Here is a 12,794-nt window from a genome sequence, read left to right on the forward strand (position 1 = left end):
GCTCCTCCTTTTTAACGCATTGTAACGAACTCTTCGGCGCTTGTTGGGTGAATTGCAACGGTATTGTCAAAATCGGCCTTCGTTGCTCCCATCTTAATGGCTACTGCAAATCCTTGAAGCAGTTCATCCATGCCGGTTCCAATTCCGTGTAGTCCAACAATTTTTTCATTATCACCTTCACAGACGAGTTTCATGCGGCAAGGCTCGCGGTGTTCGGTAATAACCGAGTACATGGAAGTAAACGACGACGAATAAATTTTAATATTTTTCTCCCCAAATTTTGCTTTTGCTTCTTCTTCGGTTAAACCTATCGTGCCAATTGGCGGATGGCTAAATACGACAGTCGGCACAAGATTGTAGTCCAAATGTTCATCAAGCTTCCCGTTAAACAGTCGCTCAGAAAGCCGTCTACCCGCCGCAATCGCTACAGGAGTCAGCTCGATATGCCCGGTCACATCACCTACCGCATAAATTCCCGGAACCGAAGTGTTTTGATATTTATCAACTTTGACAAAACCTTTTGCGTCAAGTTCTACGCCACTAACGTCAATATTTAGCGTCTCAGTAACTGGTGTCCTCCCAATCGCCCAAATTAGCTTATCAACGACCGTTTCTTGCCCATTTTGAAGCTCAAGTGTCAAGCTCCCATCTTCATTTTTCCGAACCGCTTTTGGTACACTTTCTGTGTGCAGTTTCGGTCCAGATTTCTCCATCAATTCTTTTAAAGTATCTGAAATCATGGAATCAAAATGGCGCAGCGGCGCAGATTTACGAACAAAAAGATGTGTCTCTACACCAAATGCGTGTAAAATTCCCGATAACTCGACAGCAATGTAACCAGCACCAACGACAGCCACACGTTTTGGCAACTCACGCATAGCAAAAAAGCCGTTTGAATCCGTCCCAAGCTCAGCACCCGGAATATCTGGAATAGCCGGCTTACCTCCAGTTGCAATTAAAAAATGATCTGCTGAATATGTTTCACCTGCGACCTCAATAGATTTTTCACTCGTAAATTTTGCATAACCATTTAATACCGTTACTTTATTTTTGTCTAAATTGGATTTATAAATACCATGTAGCCGCTCGATATAGGCTTCACGATTTTTAACAAGTGTTTCAAAATCAAAGTCAACCTTACCGTTTAAACCATAATCCGGTCCCAGTTTCTCAATGCCTTCTTTGATTTGCGCCCCGTACCACATCACTTTTTTAGGGACACAACCAACATTGACACATGTCCCGCCAAGATGGACTGGCTCAACTAATGCCACTTTTTTTCCGTACATTGAAGCCCGGTTTGCAGAAGCAATCCCACCACTTCCGCCGCCGATAACAATATAATCATAATGTTTGCTCATAAAAATCCTCCATTCCTGACTAGCTCTTCTCACTTAAGTGTACTAGAAAAACTAGTTTTCTAATAGAGAAATGCTTGTTATGTTTTAAGTGTTGTGATAATTTACACCTTTTAAAGTTGAAAAAACTATCAGCTTTTGAAATAAAGCGTTCGTTGTTCCATTTTAATTACATTTTTTTGAATAAGAGTTGCTAGCAGCATATCTAATTGTTGTCGCGAAATATTGCTATATTTGGATAAAGTTACTTTACTTATGAAAACTGGAATTTGATAGTATCCATTCCTTTCGGATATGCTCAACTTTTCACATAATGTTTTTAGTGAGCTCAATAACCTTTCTTCTGACGGATATTGGTATTTTATTAACTCATCATATAGATTCATATTATTTACTAAAGACATATCGAGAAACCATTTTAAGTAACTTGGCTTATTCGTTGCGAAATTAAGAAAATATTCTCGGTAAACAAAGGTTAATGTAACGTCTGTATCACAAACTAATTGAAGATTATTATTCGTACTTAGCTCCGAAACCAATTGATTAATCACATCCCCTTTAGAAAAGAAAAGTATAATCTGTTTGTTTTTGTTCTCTAAATGTAAAATTCCATCCATGACTATCATAAACTCATTTTTAAAATATTTCCCCGAAATCAATGTATTCTTAACTAAATCCATTTGGCGAACCCATGTAGAGTCTGCCTGATTTCTTTTCAAATCCTTTATGATTCCGGCTGTTTCATTTTTTTCCATTCCACTCACTCCTATTTTTTATTTTTATAACTTAGAATATCAAAAAGCTTCTACTTTAGCTTGTATAAACTATACACAACCATAATCTTTCATTAAAAATAATGTGACAAAATTTTCATAAATAAGCATAACTTCCATATGAATAGCGCTAGATAGCGGAATCTTAGTTGGTTTAGGCGCGCTTTTACTAGGAGCTTTTGCAGTATTTACTCGTAGACAAAGAAAAACAAAATAAATATGATGAACACTAAATATATCTATTAAAAAGAAGGCAACAACTCTTGGAAAATTCAGGAGTTATTGCCTTCTTTTAAAAGTTACTTTTTCAATTTCTTTTGTCTAATTTGATAGTTTTCATAAATTCCCATTGCGATAATGGCGAACACAACTGGTCCTACTATCATCCAAATAGTATCATTCCAATTGCCACTCATTGCAGGTTCAATAATTGTAAACACATTTGAAAATCCTACAATCGCTACCACAATAAAGGTTACGATATAAGTAATTGCCTTTGTTTTATATACAACAAAAGGTCTTTCAAGTCCTTCACGATTTTTAAAGAACGGGAATGCAAACCCTAGGAACACATATGGTAAGGTCATAGAAACATTTGCCATAAGCGTTAGTGTGTTATAGAATGCCGATGCACTTTTCCCACCGAATGAAACAATTAAAACGATGATGACAACAAGTAGACACTGCATCCACATAGCAAATTCAGGCATACCAAATTTGTTGATTTTGCTCATGCGCTTCGGCCAGTACTCAGCTGTTCCTTGAACAATTGCTTTTAGCGGTGAATAGATGAGCGTAAAGAAAGCACCTGTATAGGCTAAAAACATGGAAAGACCCGTGACTCTTGCGAACCAATTGGCCATTTGTGATGCTGCATCCGTTGCAAGACCAAGCGCGTTCCCAAATTCTAAACCGAGATTATACATTAGAACGTATGTGATATTACCGTAGTTGACATTAGAGCCACTTAGAATTTTATCCCAATTGGTACTAATTCCCCACATGAAAATTTCTAGAGCGTAGCCGATTGAAATAATAAAAGCGGCAATCATAATCCCTTTTGGAAATGTTTTCGTTGGGTTTTTCGTTTGGTCAACTAGGCCGGCTACAGCCTCAGTTCCCCCATATGCAAATATCGCAAATACGCAGAATGATAGAATGGCTATTGGGCTAAGATAACTTGGATTTGGCGATACAAGGAAATCTTTTACTCCCGAAATATCTTGCGCAAAATTCCCGCCATTTAACATTAAAATAAGTAAACTCACGACAATTAAAACGACGTTTAGACCCATAACGGCGATTCCGCCGACAGCCGTCACTTTTGTAATTTGTTTTAAACCTTTTGAAGCGAGTAATGTAACAATAATCATCCAAACTGCAGCAAGTATCCCGACGGTTTGGGTTGGCGATAAGCCAAAAAGTGACCATGTTTGGGTTTTATCTTCGCCAAAAATGAAGATGGAAAACGGAATCCAAACTTTAGAAGCAGTTCCGACCATCCAAATGACGTATGAGGTAAACCACATGAATGTAACGATGAAGGCATAGCGCGGGCCAATGCTGTCGTTCATCCATGAATAAATTCCCCCTTTTTCTTTACGGTAAGCAGCCCCGTATTCGGCCATCATAAGCGCAAAGGGAATAAAGAAGAAAATCCCTGCTCCAATGTACCAAGGAATCGCACTATAACCCATTCGGTAGAAACCGATTGGACCGTTTGCAAAACCAAATACGGAAGTGAAAATCATTAGAATTAAACTAATAAGTCCCATTTTTTTAATTTCGTTTGACATTAATCTCATTCCTTTTTTGTGTAATAGTATACATATCATTTCTAATTATTGCATCCCATCCTAGACCGTCATTATACCATTAAAAATTAAAAATCCTTTTTAAAAGAACAGTTCAAATAGAATGGAAAGTCTGATGTGCGTGATTTTTCCGATAATAGTGCATAAAATAAGCGTCCGAAGCCCATAAAAATTATGCTCCTAAACAAAAAATCAGACTAATGACACTAGATATAGCCCGTCGTCATCAGTCTGATATAAATTTCTCACCGCGCATTACAGTTAATACCCGCGGATTTGGTAAGTAGCGTTTAATTTCCTTTAGCCTTAAAAGTGTATAGGTATCATTATAATGTTCAGCAATCCCCATTGCAACAGCGCTACTTCGGCTAACGCCAGCGTTACAGTGCACAACAATTTGGCCATGATTTGGGTGATGATCTAAAAAAGAATAAATCGCAGCAGCATGCCGCTCATTAAAAAGCTTCATCTCATGCTCTTCTTTTTGACTTAATCCCCAGTAATCATCTTCTTCATTAATGTCATTAAAACGCACTTCAAGAATTCCTTCAAACAGCTCAGAATTTTTAAGAGATTTAAAAGCAAAACCAACATCTGCTATTCGGATTAAAAGCGCATTTTCTGATTTTGGCGTGAAAGATACCGCCATAACTTCTGGGATGGCAATGATTGGCAACTGAAGTGGATCGAAATCAATTTGTCGCTTTTCCTTATTCACATAATTCGCCATATAAAACGAGTCCCTTCCACTATTCCTACTCGTATTGTACCATATTTTCCTTAACTCCATACGAATTCGAATCGTAGAACTGAAAAACGTACTCAGTGAAATCACTGAGTACCTCATGTTTATTTTTTATTTTGACGGTATAAGTCTTTGCTTTTAAAACCCGCTTTTAAAATGGTTTTAGTTTCTTCTATACGTTTTGCCTGAGTTGTTGCTTGCTTCGCACTAAAAACGTAGCTAGCCCAAGTTTTTTGATAGCCAAGAGTAAGATTTTCATACCGTAAAAGAGCCTCTTTATCTTCTAAAAGTAGCGCTTTTAAATCAGGAATTTTTTCCACATAGTTTGGCTCATTATTCGCCGTTTTTTTCCCTTTTTCATGCAAAGCTTCTTTCATACCAACAACCGTAAACGTATCATCCATACTCACCATACGTGAAAATTTTAAACTGCTTTTCGGTAAAAAGCCTTCTGCATCTACTTTAAGCGTCGGCATAATTTCATCACGATGCACAAACGTATCGTATACCGTACTCCCTTTTTTAGGATACGAAATAAACAAATACCCCTTCTTAGCTAGGCGGTCATGCCGAATAACATCGGTCACAAAAGCCTCCATTTCAGCCATCGTTAGCGCAAAACCGAAAATCAAGTCATACTGTTTTTGTTTAAAAGAATGGTCCACGTTAGCTAAGGCATCAAGCTCCGTAAAATCCTGTGGCACGTTTAGAACCGCTTTTTTCGCGTATTTCGTTAAATTAAGCTTTTCTACAATCGTCTTTGCCATGTTACTTACTCACATGACTTGCGCCAAATTTTTGAACTACTTCCATGACCTCATCACGCTTTTCCAAACGAACATAAGCTATCATTTTTGGAACCATCGCCATCAAATACTTTTGATCAAAATTTCCTGAATTCTGTTTGTCAAAGCTTTCGGTAAGAAGTTCCTTCATTTCGGACTCCTTGCCTGTTTCAGTACGCTCTAAAATAAAATCAAGAAACTTTTGTTGTCCTTCATTCATTGCCAATTCCTCCTTGTGTCTTATGAAATAAGTATAATGATGTAGCGGCTTTTAGGCAAGAAAAAGCACCATACTACTGACAAGCGGTAATCATAGTTGTTATCCGATATTTTGTACCCATGCATGTTTTGCTTTACCTAAAAAGGCAACATTTGCCAGTAGTATGATTTTTCGTAAGGCATTTTATTTGGTCTAAATCTTGAGTTTTTCTACAAGCCTACATCCTTCAAAAAAGGATTCTTACATCATCTCATCATCAAAAATGTACTCCTAACTTGTTTCATCATTTCAATTCGTTTTTCAGACATGCGGTCAGCTGCTTTTGCCGGAATAATGCCCTCGTCATTTGAGATTTCATACACTTTTCCAATTTGATCATAGATTTCATCAATTTTTTTCTTTGCGCGCTCCTCGTTATATCCCAGCAATTCGTCTGCCACATTAATGACGCCACCAGCATTTACAATATAATCTGGCGCATATAAAATTCCGCGTTCATAAAGCAACTCGCCGTGTTTTTGAATATCTAGTAATTGGTTGTTTGCACTACCACAAATCATTTTAAATTTAAAATTTAAAATGGTAGCATCATTTAAAATTCCACCTAGCGCACACGGGGCAAAAATATCCGCGTCAACCGTATAGATGTCATTTGGCAAGACAGCTTCCGCACCAAAATTGCGTACCGCTCGTTTGACCGCTTCCGTATTAATATCCGTCACGATAAGCTCCGCGCCGTCCGCGCGTAACAGTTCACAAAGCGCGTACGCCACGTTGCCAACACCTTGGACTGCTACTTTTTTCCCGAGTAAAGAATCACTTCCAAAAACTTCTTTTGCCGTGCGTTTCATTGCTGCATAAACTCCCCGCGCTGTCATTGGACTTGGATTACCAGATGAACCAAACGTTTCAGATATTCCTGTCACATATTTGGTTTCTTCGTGAATGTAGTCCATATCTTGCACGGTCGTACCGACATCCTCGGCAATAATATAACGGCCGTTTAGACTTTCCACGTAGCGTCCTAGCGCACGAAATAATGCCTCGCTTTTATCCTTTTTGGGGTCCCCAATAATGACCGTTTTCCCGCCACCTAAATTAAGCCCTGCCGCCGCATTTTTATAAGTCATCCCGCGTGCTAGACGAAGGACGTCTTCAAGCGCTTCCTCCTCTGTTTCATACGGCCACATTCGGCACCCACCAAGTGCTGGTCCGAGTGTCGTATCATGAATCGCAATAATCGCTTTTAGTCCAGAAGCCTCATCCTGGCAAAAAACAACTTGTTCATAATCATATTCTTCCATCTTCTCAAATAACATGTGATATAGTCCCCCTTTAGTCTAAACCATATTAAAATCAGCTATCTATTTATATTATACGAATTTTGAAAGCGCTTTAAAAGTTTTTGGATTATTTAAGACGAAATTCATACTTTTTATTTAAAACAAAAACTTTTGACCTATTTAAATTGTATGCGCTTTCACTAAAAAAGGACTTTTGTTTTAGCTTTTACGTCGCAAGACATGTTATAGTTTGAAAATTGACTCGAAGCAGAAAAATAAAAAAGCAGGCAGGCACCTACTTTTCCAAAAACGTCACATGTTCTATAATTTCAATATCTGGGTGCATGCTTTTGGCAACTGGGCATGCATCTTTCACGAGATGGACCGTTTTTTCAGCTCTTTTTTGAAATTCCTCAGCCACTTTTAGCTGAAAATGCACATCAATTTTTTTAATCACATGGACGGTTTGTTCTAAATCTTGCTCATAGCTCACATCAACATCCAAATCTTCAAACGGAATTCGCTTCTTGTCAAGCAACTTTGCATACACATAAACACTACAAGCCGCGACCGCCGCCACCGTAATTTGAACTGGCGAGAAACCTTCTTCTTTGATTAAAGGCCAGTTCCCAGTTTCATGTTCTAGTTCCACTTTTTTTCCTACTTTTTTTAAATGCACAATAAACCCCTCCAAAATCCGACTAAATAAGTAAGGATAATTATACCGCTACTTGCATGGCCTGTCAAAAAAGCAGCTAAGCTTTTACGCCTAGCTGCTGCTTTCATGTTATTGTGTGACAACCGCATAAATGCCATCACGTTCCGAGTATTCAAGCTTCAAGCCCATATTTGGATCCATACGTGCAAAATGCTCTGCCCAGTAACGAATCGCTTGAACAAGCGAAAAATGGTCTAATTGCTGAATCACACGGTCATTTTGAATGACATCTGCGCCAAAGCCAATTTTATCATCATACGTTAATGCAACTTGTACATCATCCAGTGTCAAACCTTTTTCATGCGTGAAGAAAGCGATAACCGCGTTTGAAATATTTCCCTCATCAAGAATTTCCTCACGCGCACTCGTTCCAGCTTGAATCGTTTCATGTTGAACACTCGATTGAGTACCACGACTAGATTCAAGGACAGGTTCCGCATGGCGATTTTTTCGTTTATTAAATAACATCATGACAAGACGAATAATTAAAATAATCGCCAAAATGTTAATCATTAATCCTAAAACATTCCCAAATGCGCCCATCCCAGAGAGTAAACCACCAAATAATAGCCCTGCGATTCCGCCCATCATTAAGCCGCCCATAAGTCCGCCGCCGCTAAAGAAACCACGCTTAGTAGCATTCGTATTCGTCTGCGAGCGGTTTACATTTGAACGATTGACTCCGTTGTTATTTGACTTAAAAGACCGAACAGGTGAGCGATACCCCCTTGCGTCCGCCTCTTTTACTTGGGAATATTGTGCAGGAACTAGGTTGTCGACAATTGTACCTCCTACTGGCGTAAAAATTAAGCCAGCTGCTAATAATACTGAAACTAGTTTTTTCACACTTTTCCTCCTTCTTTTGCGTACAAAAAGACCTTACGAAATAAACGTAAGGTCTTGCAAACAATTTAAAAATTGCTAACTATGCCGGGCATAAAATCCGGATTGACGACATAGCTATGACTGCTACTCCCCTTAGGTGGGAATTTCTTATGAACTTAATTTCAACTATACATGTTTTTATAACAAATTTCAAGATGAATGATCACGAAGAGATACAGGTTTGTCTAAAACCTCTTTCGCAATCATGGCACTCTTCAAATTTATGCTTGATAGTTTTTGTCTGTCCGCACGTCGCGTCTCAAATTCACTTCTTGTCACGTTAATATCGTCAATTGTCGACTCACGCTCCATTTGTTTTCGCGCACGTTCCGCTTGTTTTTTCGCCGCCGCGTCCACTTTAGCAGTTTGAACTTGTGGCGCACTCGTATAAGTTCCACTGGTTACGGCCGTTTTTGCTTTTGGACGCGGTTTTGAATGGGTCTTCACCGCATCACGATATTCATTTCGCGCTTCATTCATTATTTGCTTCATCGTGCTTTGTGGCGCTTTTTTATTTCCTGCTTTTCGCTTGTTTTCAGCCTCTTTTTTAGCATGCCGAGCAAGCATGACACCACCTACCATGATAAACAGTGGTAAAAAGCCCATCAAGTCGCTAATGAAATCCATTAGATCAAAAGACATATTAGGCACCTACTTTCCTATCAACCGATTGGTTTGTCGTCGCCAGCAATTGTTTCGCGCATACTCGTATCCGCTTGAACGTTCTCCATCTTATAGTAATCCATGACACCTAGTTTTCCAGCCTCAAAAGCACTTGCTATAGCTCTTGGAACTTCGGCTTCTGCTGCCACAACGGCTGCGCGGTTTTCTTGTTCCAGCGCAATCGCCTCCGCTTTACGTTTTGATGCTGCTGCCTGAGCAACTTCCATATCAGCGTTCGCTTTTTCAATATCAAGTTTTGCTTTGATATTGTCCCCGATGCGCATTTCCGCAATATCAATGGATAAAATTGTATAAGCGGTCCCGTCCCCAAGTCCTTGTTCTTGAACCTTTTTAGAAATGCTGTTTGGGTTTTCTAAAACATCTGTATGTTCACGCGTTTCACCGACTGTTGAGACAACTGCTTCACCAACACGAGCGATAACAGTATCTTCACCGGCACCACCGACGATACGTTCAATATTAGATTGCACCGTAATTTGTGTAATTACTTTTACTTCAACCCCGTTTTGCGCTACACCAGTAAATTCAGGTGTGCGAATAACTTTTGGTGTTACAGAAGTTTGAACGGCTTCTAAGACGTCACGACCTGCTAAATCGATAGCTGCTGCTCGACTAAAATCAAGTTCAATGTTCGCACGGTGAGCCGCAATGAGTGCATCAACCGTATTATCCACATCCCCACCAGCTAAATAGTGACTTTCCAATTGGTTAACTTCAAGTTCAAGACCTGCCTTTACCGCTTTAATAAGCGGTTTTACAACACGTGATGGTACAACGCGACGTAAACGCATTCCAATAAGCGTTCCTAGTCCAACTGGTACCCTTGCTGAAATTGCACTAATCCAAAGTCCAACTGGTACTAGTGTAAAGAAAATAATTAAAACTAAAATAATAAGTACTGCAATAATAATTGGTCCTGCATACATCATCTACTTCGCCTCCATTTTTAGTTCTTCTACTAGCAAATAGCCAAAATCAATTCCAACTACTGTAATCGGCGTCCGAACATCCAAATAACCATTTTCAAGTCTCGCCTCATACACTTTGCCTTCAATCTCAACACGCCCAATCGGCTTCATCGTCGTGACAGCAATACCAGACTTCCCGTAAACCTTATCTCGTAGCGCTTTCATTCTTTCAATTTCCTTATCCTCTAAAACGCCACGATGAACCAGTCCAAAAGAATCTCCATATACTAGCTCATCTTCTGAAAAATTGTGCGTCATTTTGTCACCCTCTTTCATCAAGGTCATGCGCAACTGCTATACCTTTACCATACCTTAATTACCATACATTTACAATTATTTTTTTGTAAAAAAGCTCCTTTCTTGCGATTTATTTAACGCCAATAAATAGTTAACTGAAAATTTTCGCTTATAAAATAATTATAACTTACCTAACGTTCATTTTCTAACGTCTAGGAATGTATTGTGCATCCGTCTTAGGTCTGATTCGTGTAGACATGGTGGGAATTACAAGGAGGTATCTGAAGGTCCATTTTGTAGCGAGGAAATATGAATCGTAATTCTAGCTTTCAGAGGTCGTGTTAAATTTTGGGGATTAACACCTCTTTCCGTTCGGTCTTATATTGGGTTTCTAAACACTGAAAGTGTTAAGAAACTTAATGGATTAACACCTCTCTTCGTTCGGTCTTATATTGGGTTTCTAAACACTGAAAGTGTTAAGAAACCCAATATAACCCATCCACGATGTGGATGGGTAGTTTTAGCTTAAAGTCGTATGTAGATTATTTAACTGCTTCTTTAAGCGCTTTACCAGGTTTGAATGCCGGTACTTTACTTGCTGGAATGTCGATTTCTTCTTTAGTACGTGGGTTGCGGCCTTTACGAGCAGCACGTTCACGAACTTCGAAGTTACCGAAACCGATTAATTGAACTTTTTCACCTTTAGAAAGGTTTTCTTGAATAGTTTCAAATAATGCTTCTACAGCTTTCGCAGCATCTTTTTTAGAAAGTTCAGCTTTTTCAGCTACACTGTTTACTAAATCTGTTTTGTTTGCCATTTTTGTTTCACCTCCCTCAAAAGAATAATCCAAAATAATCAGGTCTTAATTATTACTTGGACGTTCCTTTTCCCAAAATTACTTTAAGGCTCAAGAAAAATCTTTGAAGAATTAAGACCGAAACGGCTTAAATGCAAGCCTTTGCAGTAATTCTGATAAAAGATTATCACATAATCCCCGCAACTGCAAGGATTTATGCCAAATTGACACTATTTCTTAACATTTAAAACATAACACATTATGCTCAAAACGTGATAGTATCAATCTGTTACCCATAATACTAACTTGGAAGGCTTATAATAGCAAGCGAAATCATCGCTAGGAGCGAAAATAGTTCTTTTTCCTTATAAAAACAAAGTGAAAACATACCTGTTGCCTGAAAAATCTAGGTTTCTTCGCCTAGTTTAAGCCAAAAGCATATTTTGTAAACGCGCTTTCATTTCACTATCGATACCAATTCCTTCTTCAATGAACGCATCTACAGAACCATACAGCTTTTCCATTTCTGTAAAAGCAATCTTCAAATAGCTCGGCTTTGCTTCTGCCATTGGTCGAACGGCATTTACGTCAAGCGGAGCGCTCTTCCCAGTGAAAGCTTTGATTAAATCAACCATTTCACTTAAAATTTCGTCTGTATACTGATTTGTAAGCTCATAGTCGCTAAAAATTATTTTTTCAGGGACATCTAGTACTTTTAATAAAAGAGCGCCCAAAACGCCCGTACGGTCCTTTCCGGCAGTGCAGTGGAATAAAAAGGGCGTTTGTCGTGTGAGAATCTGTTCGAAAATTTCGCGATAGCTATCAAGTGAACTTGCAAAAACTTTGTAACTCTCACCCATCAGTGGTTCATAAATCGACTGATCCGCTGGCAAATCTAGTTTTTGATGCTCTACTGGTTCATTTTTCGCTGTACCAATTGGGATGTTGATGTTTGGGATATTGGGGATTTCAGGCGTTTGTTGCGCAGTCACTTCGGTCGTGCTACGTAAATCGCAAATCCATTTGATACCAAGCTGTTCTATTTGTGCTAAGTCGCCTTTAGTAAGACTAGCTAAACTGCCGGAGCGGTACAGCGTCCCCCACTTGATTTGTTTACCGTTTGCACTCACATACCCGCCTAAATCGCGGAAATTAAACGTACCTTCAAAATTTAGAATTCGCTGGGCTGAAATCTTTGTTTCTCCATTTGGCTGCTCCAAAATAAAATACGGCCGCGCATTTGTATCAGAAGTGTAGACAACAACTCCAGGATTTTCTTTAAGAGTTGCAACCAGGCGGCTTTTACTAGTTTTTCCAGGCTCTGTATCCACATATAGAATGGAGCCGTTTTCAATTTTTTCATCAAAGGTAATCTTGTATTGTTTTTCTTCCTGAATCACGAACATTTTGCCCCTCCTTTTGCTTTTTATTCTAGCATAAAAACCGACTCTAAAATAGAGACGGCTTTTAAAGTGCCTAAATGGCTTATTTTATAGAGTTTAACGTTTTTTAGAATATAAAATGCCA

Annotated in this window: 14 protein-coding genes; all 14 read right to left on the reverse strand. The window is 38.9% G+C overall.

The features are described 5' to 3' along the window. Nucleotides 1–11: 11 nt before the first annotated feature. Nucleotides 12–1,361 (reverse strand): glutathione-disulfide reductase, encoded by a 1,350-nt coding sequence (gene gorA / locus R8923_RS05660; RefSeq protein WP_485871789.1) that lies wholly within the window; start codon nt 1,359–1,361, stop codon nt 12–14. A gap of 128 nt (nt 1,362–1,489) precedes the next feature. Next, entirely contained in the window at nt 1,490–2,113 is a 624-nt protein-coding gene (locus R8923_RS05665; protein WP_485871790.1) for a cyclic nucleotide-binding domain-containing protein, read from the reverse strand. 317 nt (nt 2,114–2,430) lie between these two features. Continuing rightward, a complete protein-coding gene (gene yjeM, locus R8923_RS05670; protein ID WP_485871791.1) occupies nt 2,431–3,927 on the reverse strand; it encodes a glutamate/gamma-aminobutyrate family transporter YjeM in 1,497 nt (498 codons plus the stop codon). A gap of 244 nt (nt 3,928–4,171) precedes the next feature. Then, on the reverse strand, nt 4,172–4,675 hold the full coding sequence (locus tag R8923_RS05675; RefSeq protein ID WP_485871792.1) for a hypothetical protein: 504 nt from the start codon (nt 4,673–4,675) through the stop codon (nt 4,172–4,174). 119 nt (nt 4,676–4,794) lie between these two features. Then, the gene (locus R8923_RS05680; protein WP_485871793.1) at nt 4,795–5,457 is read right to left on the reverse strand and encodes a YdeI/OmpD-associated family protein; all 663 of its coding nucleotides are present in this window, start codon (nt 5,455–5,457) and stop codon (nt 4,795–4,797) included. Between the two features lies 1 nt (nt 5,458). Further along, nucleotides 5,459–5,695, reverse strand: a complete 237-nt coding sequence (locus R8923_RS05685; RefSeq protein ID WP_485871794.1) for a hypothetical protein — start codon at nt 5,693–5,695, stop codon at nt 5,459–5,461. A gap of 245 nt (nt 5,696–5,940) precedes the next feature. Then, nucleotides 5,941–7,014: a Glu/Leu/Phe/Val dehydrogenase dimerization domain-containing protein gene (locus R8923_RS05690; RefSeq protein ID WP_485871795.1), complete on the reverse strand. Its 1,074-nt coding sequence runs from the start codon at nt 7,012–7,014 to the stop codon at nt 5,941–5,943. Between the two features lie 259 nt (nt 7,015–7,273). Continuing rightward, complete coding sequence (locus R8923_RS05695; protein WP_485871796.1) at nt 7,274–7,657, reverse strand: OsmC family protein; 384 nt, start codon at nt 7,655–7,657, stop codon at nt 7,274–7,276. A 108-nt stretch (nt 7,658–7,765) separates the two neighbouring features. Further along, nucleotides 7,766–8,542 (reverse strand): DUF2653 family protein, encoded by a 777-nt coding sequence (locus tag R8923_RS05700; RefSeq protein WP_485871797.1) that lies wholly within the window; start codon nt 8,540–8,542, stop codon nt 7,766–7,768. A 189-nt stretch (nt 8,543–8,731) separates the two neighbouring features. Further along, nucleotides 8,732–9,223 (reverse strand): hypothetical protein, encoded by a 492-nt coding sequence (locus R8923_RS05705; RefSeq protein ID WP_485871798.1) that lies wholly within the window; start codon nt 9,221–9,223, stop codon nt 8,732–8,734. A 20-nt stretch (nt 9,224–9,243) separates the two neighbouring features. Next, nucleotides 9,244–10,194: a flotillin-like protein FloA gene (gene floA, locus R8923_RS05710; RefSeq protein WP_485871799.1), complete on the reverse strand. Its 951-nt coding sequence runs from the start codon at nt 10,192–10,194 to the stop codon at nt 9,244–9,246. Continuing rightward, entirely contained in the window at nt 10,195–10,491 is a 297-nt protein-coding gene (locus tag R8923_RS05715; RefSeq protein ID WP_485871800.1) for an NfeD family protein, read from the reverse strand. It abuts the gene before it with no gap. A 521-nt stretch (nt 10,492–11,012) separates the two neighbouring features. Next, nucleotides 11,013–11,288, reverse strand: a complete 276-nt coding sequence (locus R8923_RS05720; RefSeq protein ID WP_088809174.1) for an HU family DNA-binding protein — start codon at nt 11,286–11,288, stop codon at nt 11,013–11,015. Between the two features lie 404 nt (nt 11,289–11,692). Beyond that, nucleotides 11,693–12,673 (reverse strand): tyrosine-protein phosphatase, encoded by a 981-nt coding sequence (locus R8923_RS05725; RefSeq protein WP_485871801.1) that lies wholly within the window; start codon nt 12,671–12,673, stop codon nt 11,693–11,695. Nucleotides 12,674–12,794: the final 121 nt, after the last annotated feature.

This window comes from Listeria tempestatis (assembly GCF_963575625.1).
Taxonomy (GTDB): Bacteria; Bacillota; Bacilli; order Lactobacillales; family Listeriaceae; genus Listeria; species Listeria tempestatis.

Coding starts and splice junctions, on each gene's coding strand:
- R8923_RS05720 (WP_088809174.1), bottom strand. CDS start 11,288: ATGGCAAACAAAACAGATTTAGTAAACAGTGTAGCTGAAAAAGCTGAA.
- R8923_RS05685 (WP_485871794.1), bottom strand. CDS start 5,695: ATGAATGAAGGACAACAAAAGTTTCTTGATTTTATTTTAGAGCGTACT.
- R8923_RS05680 (WP_485871793.1), bottom strand. CDS start 5,457: ATGGCAAAGACGATTGTAGAAAAGCTTAATTTAACGAAATACGCGAAA.
- yjeM (WP_485871791.1), bottom strand. CDS start 3,927: ATGTCAAACGAAATTAAAAAAATGGGACTTATTAGTTTAATTCTAATG.
- R8923_RS05705 (WP_485871798.1), bottom strand. CDS start 9,223: ATGTCTTTTGATCTAATGGATTTCATTAGCGACTTGATGGGCTTTTTA.
- R8923_RS05690 (WP_485871795.1), bottom strand. CDS start 7,014: ATGTTATTTGAGAAGATGGAAGAATATGATTATGAACAAGTTGTTTTT.
- R8923_RS05715 (WP_485871800.1), bottom strand. CDS start 10,491: ATGACGCACAATTTTTCAGAAGATGAGCTAGTATATGGAGATTCTTTT.
- R8923_RS05675 (WP_485871792.1), bottom strand. CDS start 4,675: ATGGCGAATTATGTGAATAAGGAAAAGCGACAAATTGATTTCGATCCA.
- floA (WP_485871799.1), bottom strand. CDS start 10,194: ATGATGTATGCAGGACCAATTATTATTGCAGTACTTATTATTTTAGTT.
- R8923_RS05725 (WP_485871801.1), bottom strand. CDS start 12,673: ATGTTCGTGATTCAGGAAGAAAAACAATACAAGATTACCTTTGATGAA.
- R8923_RS05665 (WP_485871790.1), bottom strand. CDS start 2,113: ATGGAAAAAAATGAAACAGCCGGAATCATAAAGGATTTGAAAAGAAAT.
- gorA (WP_485871789.1), bottom strand. CDS start 1,361: ATGAGCAAACATTATGATTATATTGTTATCGGCGGCGGAAGTGGTGGG.